This window comes from Kocuria sp. LHG3120, from assembly GCF_049897445.1.
Classification (GTDB): domain Bacteria; phylum Actinomycetota; class Actinomycetes; order Actinomycetales; family Micrococcaceae; genus Kocuria; species Kocuria rosea.
Genome location: NZ_JAFCWG010000001.1, coordinates 417175 through 438880, shown reverse-complemented (window position 1 = coordinate 438880; position 21706 = coordinate 417175). Strand labels below are relative to the sequence as shown.

Annotated in this window: 18 protein-coding genes and 4 pseudogenes; 17 read left to right on the top strand and 5 right to left on the bottom strand. The window is 70.0% G+C overall.

Annotated features, from left to right (window positions below):
- The first annotated feature begins 40 nt into the window (after window positions 1–40).
- The 4 genes from glf to ACP7CD_RS02035 are packed head-to-tail and all read left to right on the top strand — an operon-like array spanning window position 41 to window position 4858.
- Window positions 41–1228 carry a UDP-galactopyranose mutase gene (glf, locus tag ACP7CD_RS02050; RefSeq protein ID WP_133411283.1) on the top strand — a complete coding sequence of 396 codons (1188 nt, stop codon included), beginning with the start codon at window positions 41–43 and terminating at the stop codon, window positions 1226–1228.
- Window positions 1225–3228: a glycosyltransferase gene (locus ACP7CD_RS02045; RefSeq protein WP_426118665.1), complete on the top strand. Its 2004-nt coding sequence runs from the start codon at window positions 1225–1227 to the stop codon at window positions 3226–3228. The genes glf and ACP7CD_RS02045 overlap by 4 nt, the downstream gene beginning before the upstream one ends.
- On the top strand, window positions 3228–4088 hold the full coding sequence (locus ACP7CD_RS02040; protein ID WP_368796853.1) for an ABC transporter permease: 861 nt from the start codon (window positions 3228–3230) through the stop codon (window positions 4086–4088). Before ACP7CD_RS02045 ends, ACP7CD_RS02040 begins: the two co-directional genes overlap by 1 nt.
- 2 nt (window positions 4089–4090) lie before the next feature.
- Entirely contained in the window at window positions 4091–4858 is a 768-nt protein-coding gene (locus ACP7CD_RS02035) for an ABC transporter ATP-binding protein (RefSeq protein ID WP_133411281.1), read from the top strand.
- 106 nt (window positions 4859–4964) lie between these two features.
- Here the strand turns inward: ACP7CD_RS02035 and ACP7CD_RS02030 are convergent, their stop codons facing one another.
- A complete protein-coding gene (locus tag ACP7CD_RS02030) occupies window positions 4965–7016 on the bottom strand; it encodes a DUF6541 family protein (protein WP_426118662.1) in 2052 nt (683 codons plus the stop codon).
- 164 nt (window positions 7017–7180) lie between these two features.
- Between ACP7CD_RS02030 and ACP7CD_RS02025 the strand changes: the two genes are divergently transcribed.
- Both ACP7CD_RS02025 and ACP7CD_RS02020 read left to right on the top strand, forming a co-directional pair.
- A complete protein-coding gene (locus tag ACP7CD_RS02025) occupies window positions 7181–7825 on the top strand; it encodes a glycosyltransferase family 2 protein (RefSeq protein WP_426118660.1) in 645 nt (214 codons plus the stop codon).
- 40 nt (window positions 7826–7865) lie between these two features.
- Window positions 7866–8282 carry a DUF2304 domain-containing protein gene (locus ACP7CD_RS02020; RefSeq protein ID WP_336649728.1) on the top strand — a complete coding sequence of 139 codons (417 nt, stop codon included), beginning with the start codon at window positions 7866–7868 and terminating at the stop codon, window positions 8280–8282.
- A gap of 16 nt (window positions 8283–8298) precedes the next feature.
- Here ACP7CD_RS02020 and ACP7CD_RS02015 read toward each other — a convergent pair.
- Both ACP7CD_RS02015 and ACP7CD_RS02010 read right to left on the bottom strand, forming a co-directional pair.
- Window positions 8299–8805 (bottom strand): annotated as a pseudogene (locus ACP7CD_RS02015) (glycerophosphodiester phosphodiesterase family protein); the annotation flags it as partial.
- A 44-nt stretch (window positions 8806–8849) separates the two neighbouring features.
- Window positions 8850–9077, bottom strand: a pseudogene (locus tag ACP7CD_RS02010) (glycerophosphodiester phosphodiesterase); the annotation flags it as partial.
- Window positions 9078–9585: 508 nt separating this feature from the next.
- Here ACP7CD_RS02010 and ACP7CD_RS02005 point away from each other — a divergent pair.
- Window positions 9586–10221: pseudogene (locus tag ACP7CD_RS02005) on the top strand (ATPase, T2SS/T4P/T4SS family); the annotation flags it as partial.
- A gap of 599 nt (window positions 10222–10820) precedes the next feature.
- Window positions 10821–12062 (top strand): HNH endonuclease, encoded by a 1242-nt coding sequence (locus tag ACP7CD_RS02000; protein WP_426118658.1) that lies wholly within the window; start codon window positions 10821–10823, stop codon window positions 12060–12062.
- 292 nt (window positions 12063–12354) lie between these two features.
- Here ACP7CD_RS02000 and ACP7CD_RS01995 read toward each other — a convergent pair whose 3' ends face one another.
- Entirely contained in the window at window positions 12355–13146 is a 792-nt protein-coding gene (locus tag ACP7CD_RS01995) for a hypothetical protein (protein ID WP_426118656.1), read from the bottom strand.
- 582 nt (window positions 13147–13728) lie between these two features.
- Between ACP7CD_RS01995 and ACP7CD_RS01990 the strand changes: the two genes are divergently transcribed.
- On the top strand, window positions 13729–14508 hold the full coding sequence (locus tag ACP7CD_RS01990) for a rolling circle replication-associated protein (RefSeq protein WP_426118654.1): 780 nt from the start codon (window positions 13729–13731) through the stop codon (window positions 14506–14508).
- Window positions 14509–14692: 184 nt separating this feature from the next.
- Here the strand turns inward: ACP7CD_RS01990 and ACP7CD_RS01985 are convergent, their stop codons facing one another.
- Complete coding sequence (locus ACP7CD_RS01985) at window positions 14693–16099, bottom strand: recombinase family protein (RefSeq protein ID WP_426118652.1); 1407 nt, start codon at window positions 16097–16099, stop codon at window positions 14693–14695.
- A gap of 16 nt (window positions 16100–16115) precedes the next feature.
- On the opposite strand from ACP7CD_RS01985, the pseudogene ACP7CD_RS01980 reads away from it, so the two are divergent.
- The 8 genes and pseudogenes from ACP7CD_RS01980 to ACP7CD_RS01945 form a co-directional block, all read left to right on the top strand.
- Window positions 16116–16751 (top strand): annotated as a pseudogene (locus tag ACP7CD_RS01980) (CpaF family protein); the annotation flags it as partial.
- Complete coding sequence (locus ACP7CD_RS01975) at window positions 16748–17605, top strand: type II secretion system F family protein (RefSeq protein ID WP_426118650.1); 858 nt, start codon at window positions 16748–16750, stop codon at window positions 17603–17605. The pseudogene ACP7CD_RS01980 and the gene ACP7CD_RS01975, both read left to right, overlap by 4 nt.
- The gene (locus ACP7CD_RS01970; RefSeq protein ID WP_133411275.1) at window positions 17602–18546 is read left to right on the top strand and encodes a type II secretion system F family protein; all 945 of its coding nucleotides are present in this window, start codon (window positions 17602–17604) and stop codon (window positions 18544–18546) included. Before ACP7CD_RS01975 ends, ACP7CD_RS01970 begins: the two co-directional genes overlap by 4 nt.
- A gap of 53 nt (window positions 18547–18599) precedes the next feature.
- A complete protein-coding gene (locus ACP7CD_RS01965; RefSeq protein WP_284563569.1) occupies window positions 18600–18824 on the top strand; it encodes a hypothetical protein in 225 nt (74 codons plus the stop codon).
- Window positions 18825–18826: 2 nt separating this feature from the next.
- Window positions 18827–19234, top strand: coding sequence for a TadE/TadG family type IV pilus assembly protein (locus ACP7CD_RS01960; RefSeq protein WP_426118647.1), 408 nt, complete (start codon window positions 18827–18829; stop codon window positions 19232–19234).
- Between the two features lie 121 nt (window positions 19235–19355).
- Window positions 19356–19781, top strand: coding sequence for a hypothetical protein (locus ACP7CD_RS01955; protein WP_251356529.1), 426 nt, complete (start codon window positions 19356–19358; stop codon window positions 19779–19781).
- Complete coding sequence (locus ACP7CD_RS01950) at window positions 19778–20317, top strand: pilus assembly protein TadG-related protein (RefSeq protein ID WP_426118645.1); 540 nt, start codon at window positions 19778–19780, stop codon at window positions 20315–20317. The genes ACP7CD_RS01955 and ACP7CD_RS01950 overlap by 4 nt, the downstream gene beginning before the upstream one ends.
- A 354-nt stretch (window positions 20318–20671) precedes the next feature.
- Entirely contained in the window at window positions 20672–21565 is an 894-nt protein-coding gene (locus tag ACP7CD_RS01945; RefSeq protein ID WP_426118643.1) for a LamG-like jellyroll fold domain-containing protein, read from the top strand.
- Window positions 21566–21706: the final 141 nt, after the last annotated feature.

The following is a 21706-nucleotide window of genomic DNA, read 5'->3' as shown; positions in this document are numbered from 1 at the left end:
CGGCCGGGCCCACCAGGACACCAACCCCAGGAGTTAGCCCGTGAACGCAGATCTCGTCGTCGTAGGGTCCGGCCTGTTCGGCCTGACCGTGGCCGAGAGGGCCGCCAACGAGCTGGGCCTCGACGTGGCCATCATCGACCGGCGGCCCCACATCGGTGGCAACGCCTACACGGAGAACGAGCCCCAGACCGGGATCGAGGTGCACCGCTACGGCGCCCACCTGTTCCACACCTCCAACGAGCGGGTCTGGGACTACGTGAACCGGTTCACCGACTTCACGGACTACGTGCACCGGGTCTACACGCGGCACCACGACGAGGTCTTCCCCATGCCGATCAACCTCGGCACGATCAACCAGTTCTTCCGCGCGGCGTACTCGCCGGCCGAGGCCCGGGCGCTGATCCAGGAGCAGGCCGGGGAGCTCGCGGGGACGGACCCGCAGAACCTCAACGACAAGGGCATCCAGCTCATCGGCCGGCCGCTCTACGAGGCGTTCATCAAGCACTACACGGGCAAGCAGTGGCAGACGGACCCCAAGGACCTGCCCGCCTCGATCATCAACAGGCTCCCCGTGCGCTACACCTACGACAACCGGTACTTCAACGACAAGTACGAGGGCCTGCCGGTGGACGGCTACACCGCGTGGCTCGAGCGCATGGCGGACCACCCCAAGATCGACGTCCGGCTGGACACCGACTTCTTCGACGAGGGCCACGACTACTCCCGCTCCGCCGTCTCCGGGCAGGTCCCGGTCGTCTACACGGGCCCCGTGGACCGGTACTTCGACTACGCCGAGGGCGACCTCTCGTGGCGGACCATCGACCTGGAGCAGGAGGTCCTGCCGATCGAGGACTTCCAGGGCGCCCCGGTGATCAACTACCCGGACCCCGACGTCCCCTTCACCCGGATCCTGGAGTTCCGCCACTTCTACCCGCAGCGGGACTACACCACGGACGCCACGGTGATCATGCGCGAGTTCTCCCGCTTCGCGGAGAAGGGCGACGAGCCGTACTACCCGGTCAACACCTCGGTGGACCGCGAGAAGCTGCTCAAGTACCGCGACCTCGCCCGCGGCGAGGACAAGGTCCTGTTCGGCGGCCGCCTCGGCACCTACAAGTACCTGGACATGCACATGGCCATCGGGGCCGCGCTGTCCATGGTCGACAACAAGCTCAAGCCCCACTTCACCGGCGGGGCCACCATCGAGAGCGGGGGAGTGGACGCGTGACCGCGACGACCCAGGACACCGAACGGACCGGCACCGAGGGCACCTCCTACCGGGTGCTGCAGGAGCTCGTCTTCCCGGCCAAGGACCGTTTCCCGACCCAGCCCCTCTACCTGGACTCCCGGGCGGACACGGGCACCGCCGCCCAGCAGGAGGACACGAAGGAGCAGCGGCCCCAGATCGTGGTCAACGTGGCCTCCGACACCGGGACCGCCAACGGCGTGGCGATCCTCGGCCGCACCTCCGTGCGCGTGCCGGCCCGCAGCACCGTGTCCTTCGCCACGTACTTCAACGCGTTCCCGGCCAGTTACTGGCGGCACAACACCCACCTGCGCGAGGTCGTGCTGCGCGTGCGCACCACGGGCCGCGGCTCGGTGAACGTGCACAGCTCCAACGCGCGCGGCGAGTCCGTGCCCGTGTCGGTGCACGAGGTCTCCGGCGCCGAGCGGCTGACCGAGGTCGTGCTGCCGCTGAAGGCCTTCGCCGACGGCGGGTGGTACTGGTTCGACGCCACCGCGGCGGACCAGGAGCTCGAGGTCCTGGGCGCCCAGTGGCTGGGCGACGGCACGGGCACCACGGAGGGGTCCGTGACCCTCCAGATCACGACCATGAACAAGCCCTCCTACTGCCTCACCAACGCCCGCCTCCTGGACGAGCAGCGCGAGCACCTGCCGCAGGTCGCGCAGGTCGTGATCGTGGACCAGGGCAACCAGAAGGTCGTCGACGAGCCGGGCTTCAGCGAGGTCCAGGAGCGCTTCGGCGACCGGCTGCGCGTCATCGACCAGGGCAACCTGGGCGGGGCCGGCGGCTTCGCCCGCGGCATGTACGAGGCCGTGCGCGCCGACAGCACCTACGTTCTGCTCATGGACGACGACGTCGAGATCGAGCCCGAGGCCGTGCGCCGGATCAGCGTGTTCGCCGACTTCTGCAAGCGGCCCACGCTGGTCGGCGGGCACATGATCGACCTGCTCAACCCGACGAAGATCCACAACTTCGGCGAGGCCATGGACCCGTACAGCTTCCAGTACGGCCCCGCGGGCGAGGGCGTGGAGATCGGCCACGACTTCCGCCGCAGCAACCTGCGCAGCACCGCGTGGATGCACCGCCGCATCGAGGTGGACTACAACGCGTGGTGGATGTGCCTCATCCCCACGCAGGTCGTCCGCGAGATCGGCCTGGCGCTGCCCGTGTTCATCAAGTGGGACGACGTCGAGTACGGCATCCGCGCCAAGGCGGCCGGCTACCGCACCGTGTCCCTGCCCGGCGTGGCCGTGTGGCACCTGGCCTGGGCGGACAAGGACGACACCATCAGCTGGCAGGCGTACTTCCACAAGCGCAACCAGCTCGTGGCCGCCCTGCTGCACTCCCCGTTCGACCGCGGCGGCGAGGTGCTCGGGCGCAACGGGATCAAGGACCTGCGGCACCTGCTGTCCATGCAGTACTTCGCGGAGGAGGCCCGGGTCCTGGCCCTGCGGGACGTCCTCGCCGGGCCCGAGGCCCTGCACGAGCTGCTGCCCCAGCGGATCCGCGACGTGCGCCGGATGATGACCCAGCACTCCGACGCCGTCTACGAGGCGGACCTCGACGCCTACCCCACGGTCGCGTCGGCGAAGCCCCTGCGGACCCGGCGGCTCTCCGCCCCGCACGGGCTGAAGGTGCTCACCTCCGCGACCACCGCCGTGGTCCGCCACCTCGCCGTGCGCCCGCAGGAGCAGGCCGAGCAGCACCCGCAGGTGCACCTGCCCTACCAGGACGCCCGGTGGTGGCGGCTCGCCCGCTACGACAGCGCCCTGGTCTCCGCCTCGGACGGCACCGGCTACACCTGGTACAAGCGCTCGCCCCGGGAGGCCCGCGCCCTGATGGCGGAGTCCCTGCGGCTGCACGCCCAGCTGGCCCTGCGCTGGCCGGAGCTGTCCCGCCGCTACCGGGCCGCCCTGCCGGAGGTCACCTCCATGGCGGCCTGGGAGGCGACCTTCCGCGAGCACTCGGAGATCGGCGCCTGATGCCGGCTGCCACGGTCGTCCGGAGGCCGTCTCCCGGGACGGGGCTGCCGGCGGTGTTCCGCCAGCGCTACCTGCTGAAGCTGCTGGTCGACAAGGAGCTGCAGATCCGCTACCGGGGCACGGTCCTCGGGCTGCTGTGGTCCTACGTCAAGCCGGGGATCCAGTTCGTGGTCTTCTACGTGGCCCTGGGCATCTTCCTGGGCCTGGAGCGCGGGATGGAGAACTACGCCGTGTACCTGTTCTCCGGGATCATCCTGATCAACTTCTTCTCGGAGTCCTTCGGCAACGCGGCGCGTTCGATCGTGGCCAACGCGAGCCTGATCAAGAAGATCTACCTGCCCCGGCAGATGTTCCCGGTGGCCTCCGTGTGGGTCGCCGGCGTGCACCTCATGCCGCAGCTGGTGGTCATGCTCCTGGCCGCCCTCGTCGTGGGCTGGTCGCCCACGTGGATCTCGCTGCTGGCCGTGCCCGCGGCGCTGCTGATCGTGGGTCTGCTGGGGGCCGGGCTGGGCATGCTCTTCGGCGCGGCGAACGTGTTCTTCCGCGACGCCGAGAACTTCGTGGACCTGATCGTCATGGTCAGCACGTGGTCCGCCCCGGTGCTCTACTCGTGGACGATGGTCCGGGACGTCCTGGGCCCGGTGTGGTTCGCCGGGTTCATGCTCAACCCCCTGACCGTGGCCGTGGAGCTCTCGCACGCGGCGTTCTGGCTGCCGACCACCACCCCCGGCGCCCACGAGGTGCCGCCCCACCTGTTCTCCCTCTGGACGCCGGTGGCGCTGCTGGTGGTCACGGTCGTCATGTTCCTGGGCGACCTGCTGTTCCGTCGCCTCGAGGGCCGATTCGCGCAGGAGCTGTGACGATGAGCACCGACCGCACCACCCCGCCGGCCGAGCCCGCCGTGGTGGCCGAGCACCTGGCCAAGGAGTTCTCGCTCCGCCACGCCCGTTCCCTCAAGGAGACGGTGATGTGGCTCGCGCGGGGGCGGCGCCAGGACATCTCCAACCGCTTCCGCGCCCTCGAGGACCTCAGCCTCAGCATCCGGCCGGGGGAGAGCGTGGCGCTCGTGGGACTCAACGGCTCCGGGAAGTCCACGTTCCTCAAGCTGGTCTCCGGCGTGATGAGCCCCGACGGGGGCTCGCTCGTGGTCAACGGGCGCGTGGCCGGGCTGATCGAGGTCGGCGCCGGCTTCCACCCCGACCTCACCGGCCGCGACAACGTGTACCTCAACGGCGCGATCCTCGGCATGTCCAAGGAGGACATCGACCGGAAGTTCGACCAGATCGTGGCGTTCTCCGAGATCGAGCAGTTCATCGACACCGAGGTGAAGTTCTACTCGTCCGGCATGTACCTGCGCCTGGCCTTCGCCGTGGCGGTGTTCACCGACCCGGACATCTTCATCATCGACGAGATCCTCTCGGTGGGCGACGAGCCCTTCCAGCGCAAGAGCCTGGGCCGGGTCAAGGAGCTCTCCGAGGAGGGCAAGACGCTGCTCGTCGTCAGCCACGACTTCGACGTGGTCCGCAAGGTCTGCGACCGCGGGGTGTGGATCGAGCACGGCCGGGTCCGCAGCGACGGGCCCATCGACGAGGTGATCGAGCAGTTCCGCGCCGCGGAGAACGCCGGCTGACGATCCTTCCTGCCCGCGCCCCGCGGACGACGACGGGCCGCCCGGCTCCGCGAGGAACCGGGCGGCCCGTCGTCCGTCGCTGGACGGGGGTCCCGCCGCAGCAGGATCAGGCGCCGTCGCAGCCGACGATCTCATAGAGCGCGGCCTGCCCGTTGCGCTCGACCAGCACCAGGTTCAGGTCCACGGCCGGGTCCACGGCGTTGACCCCGGTGTAGGCGAGGGCGGACGGCTCGTCCGGGATGATGAACTGGGTCCCGAAGTCCAGGACGTAGCGGACGTCGAGCTCCTCGGCGGCCTCGCAGGCGGGACTGCCGGGGACGGCGGCGTCGATGCCCGTCACGATCTCCCGCACCTCCGGGCCGGGCGTCCCCACGTGGTACTGGGTGACGGGCCGCTCACCGACCGCGAACGCCAGGGAGCCGCCGTTCCACGGGTTGACGGCGATGACGTCCTCGGGGTCCGTGAGCTCGTCGAGGTCCTCCAGGAGCTCGTACTCGTCCCGGGTCAGCACGCTCTCGGCGCCCTCCCACGCGTAGTACTGCTTGCCCCACCGCGTGGCCTGGGTCAGGGACCCGACCTGGGAGTAGGGGACCACGAGGGCGAGCACCACGACGGCCGCGACGGGAAGGGCGGCGCGGGCGGCCCGGGGCCGGCCGGCGAACGAGGCGAGCGCCGTGGCGCCGGCCGCCAGGCCCTCCACCACGTGCGCGGTGCCGAGGGCGGCGAGGGGGACCGCGGTCAGCGGGAGGGTCGCAGCCAGGCGGTAGGAGTCCACGTACCACCCTCCCGTCAGCCACTCCCGCCACGGGCCCTCCTCCCCGCCGGCGGAGACCGCGTACAGGAGCACGAGCGACAGGTGCCCCAGCACGAGCCAGCGCAGCCGGCGGCGGCTGATCGCGGCGTAGACCCCCGCCGCGGTCAGCACCACGAGCACCCACGGGACGTCGTCGCGGCCGTTCGCCGTGAACATGACGGCCTCGCCCACGCCCCGGCCGAAGGACGTGAAGGGGTCCCACGCGCGGTCCGTGGTCAGGACGTTCCACAGGAGCAGCCACGTGGTGACCACGACGACCGCGACCGCCACGAGCCCGAGGGTGGGACCACGGTGCCGGGCGCCCGCGGCCGCCCGCAGCCCGAGCCACCACGCCGTGGCCGCCAGGGGGACGGCGACCACGAGCAGGGCGAGGAACGCGTTGGGCTGGGAGACGAACAGCGCGCCGAGGGTGACCACCAGGCTGGCGGCCAGCCGGACCCGTCCGGCCGTGTCCGGGGTGCGCGCCGTCCGGTCCGCGCTCACCCCGGGGCCGAGCAGCCGTACGAGCAGGCCGAGGGACACGGGGGCGAGCGCCAGGGCGAGGAGGTTGGGGAAGAGCGGCCCCCAGGCCATCAGGCCCAGCGGGAAGACGCTGAACCCGGCGGCGGCCGTGCCGGCGACCACGGCCGCCACGGGGGACGGGCCGACGAGGCAGCGGACCAGGAAGATGCACGAGGCGGGCCAGACGAGCCCGCCCACAGCGAGCAGCGTCAGGTTGTGGGCCACGAGCACGCTGTCCCCGGCCAGGGGCACCGCGAGGGACGCCAGCTGGTGCCACGCCGCGGGGTACAGCGCGATGGTGCTCTCCGGGCTGACCATCCGGTTCAGGGTCAGGGTCGAGCCGTTGCCGGTCTCGACGACGTAGCGGATGGCGTTGAGGTGGAAGATGTTGTCCCAGCGCTGGGCCATCGCCTCCGGGTGCCCAATCACGGACGCCATCCGGCGCACCAGCAGCACCGCCCCGATCGCCAGCCCGGCGGCCGCGCCCGCCGGGAAGAGCCAGCGGCCCGCGCCGCCGGAGCGCTCCGCCGGGCCGGCCGGGTCCACCCCGGCGCCGTGCGAGCCGGGCACGTGGCCGCCCCGGGGGAGGAGCCGGCCGACCAGCCACGCCAGCACCGCCAGCACCACCGCGGCGGCCACCTGGGTGAGCGCGCCGTAGGGGATGCCCGCCAGGTCCAGGACCACGCCCGTGAGCCCGACGACGGCGACGCTGAAGACCGGTGCCGTCAGCAGGATCCGGCCCCCGCGCTGCCCGAAGGCCCACAGCAGCGCCAGCCCCGGCAGCCACAGGAACGCCAGCAGGACCAGGAACGCCGGCAGATGGGGTCCCCAGTCCGTCAGCACGTCGGTCCTGCGGGGCTCTGCCTGGCAGCGGGCACGGTCTTGTCCTCACGGTGGGGGGAAGGGTCGGGTCGATCATAGCGGTCTGCCCGGGTCCGGCCGCCGACCTGACGGGCGGGTCCGGCGAGCTGTGCGAGAATGTCCGGGTGAGTCGTTCGTGGATCGTCATGCCCGTGTACAACGAGGCGGCCGTCGTGGGAGAGGTGCTGAAGGAGCTCCGGAAGACCTTCCCGCACGTCGTCTGCGTCGACGACGGATCTTCCGACGACTCGGCCCGGATCTGCGCCGAGGCCGGCGCCGTCGTCGTCCAGCACCCCATCAACCTGGGGCAGGGAGCGGCGCTGCAGACCGGTTTCGAGTACGCCCTGCAGGACCCCGGGATGGACTGCGTGGTCACCTTCGACTCCGACGGCCAGCACCGCGTGACCGACGCGTGGGACATGGTCGAGCGGATCCGCTCGGGCGAGGCCGAGGTCGTGCTGGGCTCCCGCTTCCTCGACGGGCGCACCCGGATCTCCCCGCTCAAGCGGGTCGTGCTGCGCACCGCCGCGTTCTTCTCGAAGCTGTCCACCGGCATGGACCTCTCCGATGCCCACAACGGGCTGCGCGCCATCGACCGGGGCACCCTGTCCCGGATCCGGCTGACCCAGAACCGGATGGCGCACGCCTCGGAGATCGTCGACCAGCTGGCCGACATCCGGCCCCGCTGGGTCGAGCACCCGGTCGAGATCATCTACACGGACTACTCGAAGTCCAAGGGGCAGTCGCTGCTCAACGGCGTGAACATCCTCGCCGAGCTGTTCGTCAAGTAGTCCGCACCCAGTCCGCACCGTCGAAGGGAAGAGCCGTCCGATGATCTACGCCGTCCAGATCCTGCTGGTCCTGGCCGTGGGCTACGGCGCGCTCGCCCTGATCCGCGGCGGGGCCAACGCGAAGCACCAGGCGATCCGCCGCGTGGTGGGCCTGGCCTTCTTCGTCTTCGCGGCGCTGTCCATCTTCTTCCCCGACCTGCTCACGGGCGTGGCCCACTTCTTCGGGATCGGACGCGGCACCGACCTCGTCCTGTACGGCTTCGTGGTGATCTTCATGATCACCCAGGCCACCTCCGCGCTGCGCAACCGCCAGCAGGAGGTCAACGTGACCCGGCTGGCCCGGCACATCGCCGTCGCCGAGGCGGAGCGGCCCTGGGCCCCGGCTCCGGAGCACGCCCAGCGCGCCTCGGTGCAGGACTTCGCCGAGACCTCCCCGGCGCAGCGCCCCGCGGCCTGACCGGCCCCGGCGCAGGTCAGGCCTCCCGGAGCACCCGGGACAGCAGGTCCGGCCGGTCCGTCATGACGCCGTCCACCCCCCACCCCAGCAGGCGGCGCATGTCGTCCTCCCGGTCGATGGTCCAGACGTCCACCCGCAGACCCGCCTGCTGGGCGCTGCGCACGAGTGCGGGCGTGAGCACGCGCAGGCCCAGGAGCGAGTCCGGCGGCTGCAGGCCCTGGAACGGGAGCGTGTGGTGCTGGTGCCGGCCCAGCAGGCACAGCAGCCGGAAGGCCGCGAACTCCGTGGGGGAGGCCGCCGTGGGCACCGCCCCGCCCGAGACCTGGCGGAACCGCTGGATCGAGGCCGTGCGGTTCGTCGCGACGAGCGTGCGCTCCTGGGCACCCGCCGCCCGGACGGCCCGCCAGACGATCTCCTCGGCGCCGGGACGGTTGCCCTTGAGCTCGATCGCCACGGGGTGCTCGGGGAACGCCTCGTAGACCTCCGCGAGCGTGGGGACGTGCACCCCGCGCCCCCGCCACGGGAAGGTCCGCCGTCGAGGGTGAACGCGTGCCCGGCGTCCAGGCGCTGGAGCTCCGCGGTGGACATCAGCGCGACGGCGCCGGTCCCGTCCGTGGTGCGGTCTACCGTGAGGTCGTGCATCAGCACGGCCGTGCCGTCGGCGGAGGCCTGCACGTCGAGCTCCAGCACCACGTCCCCGAGGGCCGCGGCGGCCCGGAACGCCTCGAGGGTGTTCTCCGGGGCGACCTCGGCGCCGCCCCGGTGCGCGAAGACGGCCGGCCAGTCCCGGGGCACGGCTGCCCTCGGGATCGGCGACGGGGCCACCAGGTGCCGGCCGAGGGCCGCTCCGGCCGCGCTCGTGAGCAGGTTCCCGGCGAAGGGGACGCCCGCGCGGAGCAGCGCCCGGAGACGAGCGGCGACGGCGGGGCGTGTGCCATCCTGCTCGGTGGTCACATGGGTCACGGCGGTCCTTGCGATCGGGGGCAGCGCGTGCGGCACGGGCGGTGCCGTGACGGGGACGCCCGGTGGGGAGCGTGTTCGCCCGCCACCCTACGGCCAGGCGGCCCGGCCTGCACGCCCTCTCCGGACGTCGCCCTCGCCGACCTGGTTTCATGCGCCCGCATCCTGTGACACTTCATGTGTTTCCGGACGGGAACAACGTTGCAGGTCAGCGACGGCTGTCCACAGGAGCCCGCACGGGGGTTGTGGGGACGACATGGGATCGGCCTATGTTCCTGTGCATGCGCTCCGGGGGGAGCGCCGCCGGCGCGGATCCCGCGCCGGGGAACGCACAGGGGGACGGATGACGGCACTGCTCTCCGAGGACGCGCTCGGGCTGGTCGAGGCCGAGGTGCGGGAGCTGATCCGGCGCCGGGGGCTGGACCCGGTGCTCGAGCTGGAGCGGACCCGGGAGCTGGTGGACGCCGCGGTGCGCGACTACGACCAGCGCTCGGCGCGCGGGGTGCTGCCGGCCCTGGCGGACCTGGACGCCGCCCGGCGGGTGCTGCTGGACCTGGTCGCCGGGTTCGGCCCGCTGCAGCCGCTGCTCGACGACCCGCGGATCGAGGAGATCTGGATCAACGGCCCCGCGGAGGTCTACGCCGCCCGCGGCGGGGAGTCCGAGCTGACGAGCCTCGTGCTGACCGAGGCCCAGATCCGCAACCTGGTGGAGCGGATGCTCAAGTCCTCGGGCCGGCGCCTGGACCTGTCCTCCCCGTTCGTGGACGCGGCGCTGCCGGACGGGTCCCGGCTGCACGTGGTGATCCCGGACGTGACGCGCCGGCACTGGGCCGTGAACATCCGCAAGTTCGTGGCCCGGGCCCGGCGCCTGGACGACCTCGTGGAGCTGGGCGCGCTGCCGCCGCGCGCCGCGCGCTTCCTCGACGCGGCCGTGGCCAGCGGGCTCAACATCCTCGTCTCCGGCGCCACGCAGGCGGGCAACCCCGCTAGTCCCCAAGACACCGTCTGATGGCCCGTGCCTCGTAGTAATCAGTAGCCGGCGGCATGTACGCGTTTGTTTGGCTATGGTGGTTAGCAATCGGAACCCTCAGGTTCCTTCGTGGTCGATCGCTTTGAGGCGTGAACCGCGCACCGGGCAGGATATGAGCCCGCCGAGTGCGACAAGTCGAGGAAGATCGACATGTCGGAATGCTCAAAAATGCCCTATGCCAGCCGTCGGACCGCCGTGATCTCCATGCGAGCGATAGCCCGCAGCTATGCGAAACGCGGCCTCGTTGGGCCCAGGGGCGCGTATTTCTGCAACTCGTGCCGATGCTGGCATCTCACGTCCAAGGTCGGTGTGCAGACCCCACCGTGGAAGAAGGCACGAGCCCAGGGCTGATCGAGGAATGTCCAAGTCACTCGCTACGACAATCCCACAAGACGTCAAGACTCTGCCTCGTGATCGTTCCAGACGCGCAAGCCTAGGCGTTGCCCGGCGCGATTTAGCTGTGTGCATTTGGCTTGCCTTTGGGCCTAGAGTGTAAGTGCGCTAATAGAGTGGGACTTGAAGCTCCGTGCGCTCCTGGGGTCCCGGACATGAACACCATGAGCTGTTCCGAATTGGTCGGCCCGTCTCCAATAATTGGAATGCTGGAAGAGGGAAACTTGGCGAAACTTACCGATATCTCGGACCGTGGTGCCGTCTCCACCGCCATCGCGGAGTTCCGGCAATTGGGTCGTGATGATTTCCTTACAAAGTATGGGTTCAGTGCAAGTACCGAGTATTTCTTGCTAGACGGCGATACACTTATCGACACGAAACCCGTTGTTGCTGCTGCCTACGGATTCCAATACCCTGAACGAGGACCTTTGACGTGGAAGGATTTTTCCGGCGGTCGGGCGGGTGCTGTTCCTGTCCTAGAACGTCTCGGGTTTCGTGTGGGTACGCGCGTCCAGCTGCTGCCGCCGCGACTCGGAGACGAGTACGCCAATCGGACTGCCATCTCCGAGGCATACGGCGGAGATAAGGTTGGGGGGATTATATATTTCCCTGGCGAACGTGTGGTCAACATGTTTTCGGACGCTAAAGGCCCATATGCGGACGATCCACCGACTCTCACGGAAACTTTTGGGTACCGCGGTCAAGGACTAAATGGGAATCAACGAGTGGAGTTTGGCGGAAACGCACGCCTTGAGGATGCTTGGAAGACCAAGACAGCCGCTCGATTTTGGTATCGTCCTCAAGGTGGCGATTTCACGTTCCTCACATGGGCGGCGGTCCTCGGTCGAAGCTGGACACCTGGCGTTGGCAAGGATGGGCAGTTGAGGAGCGAAATCGACTGGCACCTGCGCCCCGTGCACAACCCTGAGCAGAGCGAATGGCCTGATGACGTTGAATCATCACTGCGGGACGTAGCCGGTACGTCGGAAGACGAACCTAACGTTCCTGAGGCAAATGCCAATGCTTCATATGCTGACTTAGTCGGCCGTGTAGAGAGTCGAGGACAGAAGAAGCGTCCCACGGGAGTGGTACGAACTGACTTTGTACGCAGTGCGGCGGCTCGTAGAGCGGTGCTCGTGCGCTGCGGTGGAGTCTGCGAGAGCGATCGATGCACGGGCATGCCAGCCGAACTTAATCGTCGGGGTGAGCCAATCCTGGATGTAGACCACGTGATAGACCTGGCGCTTGGAGGAGATGACCACCCCATAAACATGGTTGCGCTCTGTCCCAACTGCCATGCAACCAAGACGCGCGGCGCCAACAGCATGCGATGGCGCCGAGAGCTTGCGCGAGTCGCGAAGATGGCACACGCGTCCTCTCTGAATCGAAGCGCGTAGCGGGAAGAGGGTCGCCAAACGAAGCCGACGCTAACTCGTCTTATGTATGGCCAGCACTTCCAGGGTGAGCCGCTGTGTGCTACGGTTATGGCGCCTGATGATAGGCGTTAGGAAACGTATGGTTTATGGCCACTCCCGGTTCGTGACCGGACGTTTCGCGGAACGGGTAGGTCCAGGTTCGACTCCTGGCGGCCCCACTGAGTCCACGGGCTCAGTCGGGACGTAGCTCAATCGGCAGAGCCCCCCGCTTTGTAGGGAGGGACTGACTCTTTAGGTCAGTCCCTCCCATTTTTTACTTTAATCCCGCACGTACCATAGCGTCCCGTAATTCTTCTTCAGGAATCTCTAACACGCTGTACTCTCGACGGGTCAGTCCTGTGATTTGCCTAAACTGCTGGTCGGGATTTCCTGGCCGTTTATCGACCTTCCAGTCCGCAACAATTGTGTCAGCCCAAGTCTGGTGCGAAATGCTTGATTGAAGAGCTTCGTTGGCCTCCTCAGCCAAAACTTTTGTAAGTGCCAGAATGCCAATTAGCTCCGGCAGCCCCAGACGGACGAGATCGTTGACCTTATATCTAGGGAATTCCTCCTTGGTAATCATGGCCCAAAGTTCCAATGCAGAGCGCTTGGTGCTGTTAAGGCCATTTACGAGCCGTCTGTCCGCACGGCGTCCCTCGTGAATATGAGTATTGCGCGCCTGTCGGACGAGATGGAAAAGCTTGAGAACATCTTCTTGGAACTCGATGCCAGTTGCGGCCATGAAGCGTTCATGAACGTTGGCGGATTTTGCGTCTTTGGACAAATCTCCACGGGATGGGTTGTCTAACTCCAGCATCCGTAGCATGTCAATCATCATGTCTTCGTGGAGAGCCAAGATCTGGGGTATTGCCATAGTGCCCAATAGTGTTTCCGCATTTTCTAAGATGATGCGGGCGTGGTCAGTTGTCAGGTTGAATCTTTCTATATGTTCGACACGGGGGAATATTTTGCTCAACTGAAGTTGAGAACCTTCCGTTATCTTTAGCGTCTGAGCAGCGAGCTTGGAGCCTGCAAGAAGACCCATAACGGTGTCGTTGGTCTCCACCCGTTGACTCGTGTGTTCTCGGTAGCTTCTGAACTGGACGATCCTTCGCCTGGCAATTCGCATGGTTCCGAGTTTGGCATGGTTGGATCGCGCGCGGCGCGGCGCGTAGCGGCGCGCACTTGACTTGAACTAGCAACGTAACTCGCGGGGGTTCTGGTGGGGCTGTGAGGCGAGGCCGGAGCCCCGTGGGCAAGGGACGCAGCGCCCGCAGCCCGCCCCGCGGGCGAGGACGAACGGTCCCGCGGCAGCCGGGACGGCGACACGGGGCACCGACTTGACCACGGCGGGGCAGGTAGGCGAGACGACATGCGTGCACGTGTGGTATTACTAATGCAATCGCATGAGGTGGCAGGGTAGTCCCTGTTCCTGGTGCGGTTGGTGGCCCCTGTCTCCCGGGGGCCGGTGGATGCGGTAGGCACAGCACCTTAACCACCACAGGGGATAACCAAGACCGACAGCTCACCCCAGTTAGTTGCCCATCCGGAGCGAGACCGGATGCTGAGTGCTGTCCGGTTGCTTGACCTGTTCTCTTGATCGACAGCCCTCGGCGGTCCCTTGTTGGTGTCCGTCTGTGGAGGTGCTGTGTCCGTTTCTGTCGAGTCCTCTTCTGCTTTGGCTGCCCCTCGTGCGGGGTGGCGCCTGTCCCTGTATCCCGATGCCGGGGAAGGTGGAGGCTGTTTCGTCTCCTCCTACCAGCCCGATCGCTCCTATGTCGCCCCGGGGAAGGGGCGCGATCCCAAACGAGCCGCCGAGGAAGCGGCGCGGCGGGCGCGGGCGAAGCTGCGCCGCTACTGCGCGGCAAACCGGCTCAACCGGCTGGGCACCCTGACCTACGGCGAACCGCGTTGCAGCGATCCCCGAGAGCTGCGCGCGCATGTCGGGCTGTTCTTCCGAGACCTGCGGGCCGAGCTGGGCGGTGACCCCTTGCCCTATGTCTGGGTGCCCGAGCTGCACAAGGACGGGGTGCACTTCCACGTCCACTTCGCCATTGGCCGCTATGTGGCACAACCTCGCCTCAAAGCCATTTGGGGGCGTGGGTTCGTGCACATCAAGCGCCTCGGGAGCGGGCCGATCGGCTCCGGTGCGCTGGGGGAGGCGCGGATCGCGTCCCGCTATCTGTCCAAGTACGTCGGCAAGACCTTCGACGATCCCACGGTCCGGGTGCCCGGGATGCACCGCTATGAGGTGGCCCAGGGCTTCCAGCCGAAGATGATGCCGTTCTTCGGGCCGACCTCCGAGTCCGTCATTGAGCAAGCCTCGGCAGTATTCGGGGCTGCGCCGGCGGTGCGGTGGAACTCCGATGAGGTGGAGCAGTGGGCGGGCGCGCCGGCCATCTGGGTGCAGTGGGACGGTGAACGGTGAACCGGGTCGATCCTGAGGTGCTCGCCGCGTGGGTGCGTGCCTCCTGTGAAGCCCAGGGAGTGCCGGAGAAGGTCAGCGATCCGGCCGCGCTGCGCCAGATTGGTGCCCTGTTGGGGGCAGGGGCGGAGCGGTAGCGCGCGCACGGCGCCCCGGCGCCGAGCACGCAACCGCCCCGCCCCGGCCCCTACAGCCGCCACTCGGGCACGACTCGGGACGGGTCCAATCCGTGTCCCCCGGTCTTGGTGGCGGGCATGATCGTGGCCTTGTGCAGGACGGCCTTGATGATCGCGACCTGTTGGGACAAGTTCAGGGTCTGCCACTTCTCCCGCAGCTCGGCACCGTGTCCGATGTACTCGGCAGCATCGGCCGGATGGGTTAGCCGAGACAGCTCCCGGGTGTTCTCCTCCAGGCGACGAGTCAGCCGGTCCTGCCCATCCTTGAACTGCTTGCGGGTCAGGTCCCCGTCAGCCCACATCTCCATGAGTTCATCCAGCCGGGTCGTGTCGGCCTCAATGGCCTCGCGCAACGCGCGGACCTGTTCAGGGGTGGAGGTGTCCTCGGTGAGTGCCTGGTGCAGCTCGGGGGAGTCCAGCCGGTACAGCACGGCCTCGGCGACGAATTCTTCCAGCTTCTCGGCGTAGATGAAGATGCCGCCGCAACCGCCCGTGTCCGGGCCTTTCAGGCAGGCATATCGGCGGTACTGCCCGCGCGGGTGGGAGTACAGGCGGTTGCCGCACTTGCCGCACACCAGCATCCCGCTCAGCGCGTAGCGGCGGGCGCTGCGGTTGGTCCGGCGCGCGGGGTCCAGTAGCTTCCGGCGCAATCGCTCTCCCTCATCCTCCGTGATGATCGGCTCCCATATGGCCTTACCGATGATTTTTCCCTGATGCACCCGCATGCCCCACATGCGCGGATTGGTCAGCATCGTCCGCAGCGTGTTCGTGCGCCACTCCTTGCCCTGGGAGGTGGTGACTTCCTGGTCCTGCAACCAGGTCGCCAGGGAGATCAGCGTCTCCCCGCTCAGGGCGCGGCGGGCCAGCTCACGGATCACCGGCGCCTCGGCCGGATGGTGTGTCACGCGGTCGTCCAGGAATCCGAATGGGCGCGGCCCGCCCATCATGGGCTTGCCGTCCTCGGCGATCTCCAGGGCCTTGCGTGCCCCGCGACGGCGCTTGGCGTCGGACTCGTTCGCCGCCACCGCCGCCAGCAGGCGGGCCATGAGCAGCCCGTCGCCGTTGACCAGGTCCACGTCCCCGGACAGCGTCACCACGTCTCGCACTCTGGCGCGGGTACAGACCTCCACGAAGCGTTCCAGCTCCACAGGGCGGCGGTGCAGCCGGTCCATGTGCCACACGATCACCCCGTCTCGGTGGCCCTCTTCCATGTCGCGCAGCATCCGCTCGTACTCCGGGCGCGTCTTGCCCGAGTAGGCGCTGATGTCGTCGTCCACGTACTCCTGCGCCACGACCCAGCCGCGCCGCTCGGCCTCAGCCCGGCAATCCGCTAGCTGGCGCTTCACCCCCAGCTCTTCGCCGGTCCGGTCCTGGGAGATGCGGGCGTAGATCGCCACAGCGCTGCGCGTCTTGGTCATGGGGGTAGATTAGCGTCAAGTGGGCAAGACTACGCTGCTGAACTGTCTGTGCGCCTCGATCGGCCCTCGGGAGCGGGTGGTGACGGTCGAGGAGATCTTCGAGCTGCAGGTCCCGCTGCGCGACGTCGTGGGGATGCAGTGCCGGCAGCCCAATCTCGAGGGCACGGGCGAGATCCCCCTGCGCCGGCTCGTCAAGGAGGCGCTGCGGATGCGCCCGGACCGGCTCGTGGTCGGGGAGGTCCGGGAGGCGGAGAGCCTGGACATGCTCATCGCGCTCAACAGCGGACTCCCGGGGATGTGCAGCCTGCACGCCAACTCCGCCCGGGACGCCGTGACCAAGATCTGCACCCTGCCGCTGCTGGCGGGGGAGAACATCAGCTCCGGGTTCGTGGTGCCCACGGTGGCCTCGTGCTTCGACCTCGTGGTGCACTGCCACCGGGACCGGCACGGCCGCCGCCGGGTGAGCGAGATCCTCGCGATCGGCAACCGGGTCGAGAACGGCGTGATCGAGACGTACCCGGTCTTCGCCGAGACGGACGGCGCCCTGCTGGCAGTGGCCGCCGAGGCGCCGGCGGCGTGGAAGTTCGAGCGGGCCGGGCACCGGGTGAGCGAGCTGCTGGCGGACGACGGCCCGACCGGAGCAGCGCGGTGAGCGCGGCGCTGGGCGTGCTGCTGGGGGCGGGCGTGTTCCTGCTCTGGTGGTCCTGCTGGGCCGAGGAGGCGCCGCGCGCGGCCGGCCCGCGCCGGCCCGGCCGGCTGCGCGAGCTGCTGCTGCGCGCGGACCTGGCCCGGGTCGGTCCGGCGGGACTGCTGGCGGCCTGCGCCGCGGCCGGGACGCTGAGCGGACTGCTCGTCGCCGCGGTCACCGGCGCGGCGGTCCTCGGCCTGTGCGCCGCCGTCCTGGGCGGATGGGTTCCCCTGGCGGTGGTCCAGCACCGGGCCCGGCGCCGGGCGGCCGCCCTGCGCGAGGTGTGGCCCGACGTGGTCGACCACCTGCGCTCGGCGATCCGGGCCGGGATGTCCCTGCCTGAGGCGCTGATCCAGCTGCAGTACCGCGGACCCGAGCCGGTGCGCCCGGCCTTCGCCCGGTTCGCCGCCGACTACCGCGCCTCGGGGCAGCTGCAGGGCGCGCTCACCCTGCTCAAGGACCGGCTGGCCGACCCCGTGGCCGACAACATCGTGGAGGCCCTGCGGGTGACCCGGGAGGTGGGCGGGACCGACCTCGGCCGGCTGCTCGGCACGCTGTCCGAGTTCCTGCGGGAGAACACCCGCACCCGCGGAGAGCTGGAGGCCCGGCAGTCCTGGACGGTCAACGCCGCCCGGCTGGCGGTGGCCGCACCGTGGATCGTGCTGGCGCTGATGGCCACCCAGCCCGCCGCGATCCGGGCCTACGACACCCCGGCCGGCGCCCTGGTGCTGATCGGCGGGCTGCTCGTCTCCACGATCGCCTACCGCCTCATGCTGCGGATCGGGGCGCTGCCCGAGCCCGAGCGGGTGCTGCGGTGAGTGCTTCCCCCGCCCTGCTGGTGCTCCTCGGCCTGGTGCACGCCGCCGGGCTGTGGCTGGTGCTCACCGGTGCCCGGGTCACCGGCCGGCCGTCCTTCGCGACCCGGATCGCCCCGCAGCTGCGCTCCGTGGAGGTCGAGTCGGCGCTGCTCGCCCGCCCCGGGCGCCGCTCCGCCCGGACACCCGGCCGGGCCGCAGCGGGGCTGGACCCGGTCGTGCGCGGGCTGGCCCACCGCGTGTTCCGGCACGCCGCCCCTTCGGCGGCCCTGGAGGGACGCCTGGTCCGGGCGGGCGTCAGCACCACGGCGGCGGACTTCCGCGCCGAGCAGCTCCTGTGCGCGACGGGGGGCCTGCTGCTGGGCGTCCTGCTCGGTGTGGCCGCCGAGGCGCGCTGGGGCACGGGCCCCGGCGGGGTGCTGCTGGCCGTGGGCGCGGCCACGGCCGCCGGGCACCTGCTGCGCGGGCACCTGCTGAGCCGGCGGATCCGGCTCCGCGAGGCCCGGATGCTGGCCGAGTTCCCCGCCGTCGCCGAGCTGATGGCGCTGTCGGTGGGCGCAGGGGAGAGCGCGGTGGGTTCGCTCGAGCGGGTGTGCCGGGTCGCCGAGGGAGAGCTCACGGCGGAGTTCCGCGCGGTGCTCGCACAGACCCGGTCCGGCGCCGGACTCGTGCACGCCCTCCAGGACTTCTCCGCGCGCACCCCGGTGGCGCCCATCGGGCGGTTCGTGGACGGCATCGTCGTGGCCATCGAGCGCGGCACGCCCCTGGCGGACGTGCTCCGGGCCCAGGCCCAGGACGTGCGGGACAACGACAAGCGCGAGCTGATGGAGGCCGCCGGGCGCAAGGAGATCGCCATGATGGTGCCCCTCGTGTTCTGCGTGCTGCCGCTGACGGTCGTGTTCGCCGTGTTCCCCGGGATCGCCGTGCTGGAGCTCGGCTTCTGACCTCTCATCCGGGCGGCCGGGGACCGGCAGCCCTCCAGGAAAGGACACACCCCATGACACACCTCCACCGGCTCGCCGCCCTGCTCGGCGTCCTCGCCCTGGCCCTCGCCGCGCTGCGCGAGCGGCTCGCCGCCGATGATCCGGACCGCGGGGACGTCCCCGGCTGGGTGATGCTGACCCTGATGTCCGCGGTGCTCGTGGCCGGGCTGCTGCTGGTGGCGCAGCCGGCCCTGGAGGGGCTCTTCCAGGACGCGATGGCGCGCGTGAGCCAGAACTGAGGATGGACGAGGAGCGCGCCCGGCCGGGCGCCGGGCCCCCGGAGACGGACCGGGGCAGTGCGGTGGTCGAGTACGTCATGGTGGCCGGCCTCGTGGCGATGATCTTCGCGGCCACGCTGCAGCTGGCCCTGGCCCTGCACGTGCGCAACACGCTGATCGACGCCGCCGCGGCGGGCGCCCGGTACGGCACCCTGGCCGACCGCTCGCCCGAGGACGGGGTCGAGCGGACCCGCCGGATCGTCACCGGCGCCCTCGGCCCCCGGTACGCCCAGGACGTCGTCGCGACCACCGCGGCGGTGGGCGAGCTGCGGACCCTGGAGATCACGGTGGTCTCGCCCCTGCCCGTGGTGGCGCTGTTCGGTCCGTCCGACTCCCTGGAGGTGCGCGGCCATGCCGTCCTCGGCGACTGAGGCCACTGCCTCCACCGGGGCAACCGCTTCGACGGCTACGGCTACGGCTACGGCCGCCTCGACCGCCTCGACCGCCTCGACCGGAGCGACCGGGGCGGCCCGTGCGGCCGGGCCGCCCGATGTGCTCGGGAGGACTGCGGGCGGTGACGAGGGCAGCGCGGTCGTGGAGTTCGTGGCGCTGGGCACGCTGCTGCTCGTCCCCGTGGTCTATTTCGTGCTCGCGGTGGCCCAGGTCCAGGCCGGGGCCTTCGGGGTGGTGGCCGCCGCGCAGCAGGCGTCCCAGGTGCTGGCCCGGGCCGAGCCCGGTGCGCTCTCGGACACCGGGCTGACCGCGGCGGCGCAGCTGGCGGCCGCGGACCAGGGCTTCGCCCCCGACCGGCTGGCGCTCCGCCTCGAGTGCTCCGACGGGGCCTGCGCGGAGCCCGGTGCGGTGGCCACGGTGCACGCCACCCTGGAGGTCCCGCTGCCGCTGGTGCCCGGGTTCACCGATCTGGACGTGGCCGTGCTGACGTCCTCGGCCACGGTCGTGATCGGCCGCTACGGATGAGCGGGCGGACCGCCGGCCCGCGCCGGGACAGGAGCCGGGACCAGAACCGGGGCCAGAACCGGGACCACGCCCGGCACCACGACTGGGGCACTGACCGGGGCGAGGACCGGGACGACGGGCAGGTGACGATCCTGGTCATCGGCTTCGCGGTCGTGCTGCTCCTGCTCACGGTCGTGGTCATGGGGGTCACGGCGGTCTACGTGGGGGAGCGCAAGCTGCAGGTGCTGGCCGACAACGCAGCGCTCGCCGCGGCCGACACGTTCGTGGCGCTGGAGCCGGGGACGGACGGCGCCCCGCCCGTCACGGTCCTGGACGACGACGCCGTGGCGGGGGCCGCGACCGCCTACCTCGACACCGTCAGCGCCTGGGCCGGGACGCCGGGCCTGGCCCTGGCCGCACCCACCGGGAGCCCGGACGGGCGGACCGCCGAGGTGAGCCTGGCCGCCGTCGTGCACCCGCCGGTGGTCAACCTCCTGGTGCCCGACGGCATCCCGATCACCGCCACGAGCGAGGCCCGCGCGCGACTGGGGCGATGACGCGGCCCACCCGGTCCCGCCGACCCGCGGCCGCTCCGGGGGGCGGCACGGCCGGCGCAGCAGGCACGGTGCCCGCCCGGGCGTCAGGGCCGACCCCGGACCAGGCGCCGGGGATGATCACCGTTCGGGTGCTGTTCGGCGCGATCTCATTGACCGGCCGGGCGCGGCAGCGCACGCTGGTGCCGAGGGACGTTCCTCCGGACCGGTCCGCACGATCGCATCCATCCTGGTGGGGAGGAGGTGTCGCGACGACGTCCGGTGCGGCCGCACGGCCGGCACCGCAGTGAGCGGGACGCGCACCACGGGAGCAACCGGTGCGTGCGGTCCCGTCCGACACCACATCGAGGTCTCGACATGAGCACTGTTCGCGCGCGGGGGCGGTGGAGCGCGCCGGTGCAGGGCGTGCTGACGCTGCTGCTCGCGCTGGCGCCGGGCATCGCAGGGCTTCCGCCGTCGGCCGCCCGGGACGATCCCGGGGACGTCCTGCGGAGCGCGGCCCGCCCGCTCTCCTACGACGACACCGTCCGGAAGGACGGACCCGCCGCGTACTGGGCCATGCGCAGCCCCGGTGCGGGCACGGAGCAGGACCTGGTGGGCAGGCTCCACGGCAGCTACCACGGCAAGCCGAAGCGGGCGACCCTGCCCAACGGCGACACGGCCGCGGACTTCGACGGCACCGGTCAGTACCTCCAGGTGCCCGACGCCGCAGCCGTCAGCGCCGGCACGCGCGGCGTGCTCACCGTCGAGGCGTGGATGCGCCCCGACGCGCTGGACTTCCGGTCCCAGGAGGGCTCGGGGTACGTGCACTGGATGGGCAAGGGCGCGCCGAGGAACCACGAGTACGTGGCGCGGATGTACTCGAAGAGCAACTCCGAGAACCGGCCCAACCGCATCTCCGGCTACGCGTTCAACCCGTCCGGAGGAGAGGGGCCTGGCTCCTACTTCCAGGTACCGGTGCGCAAGGGGGAGTGGATCCACTACGTGCTCGTCATCAATGCCGACGTCAAGGGCGGGGACTATCCGAACGGCTACACGAAGATCTACCGCAACGGGCAGCGCATGGACCAGGACGACCTGAAGCACGACGGCACGGTCGTCGTGCCCCGGCGCGGCAGCGCGCCGTTCCGCGTGGGCACCCGGGACCTGAGGTCGTTCTTCGACGGGGCCGTCGGCAAGGTGGCGGTCTACACCAAGGAGCTGCCCAGGAGGCAGGTGGAGGAGCACTACCGGGTGATGACCACGCGGTGAGGGCCGGGACGCGGCTCGGCCCGGACGGCGGGAGGCGACCGCGACGCGTCCCCGGTTTCTCAGCCGGCGAGAACGTCCCTGGTGCCGGCCGCGGGGACGTTCCTACGCTGGCGGGCACCCGGGAGATCATCCCGGGCGGCA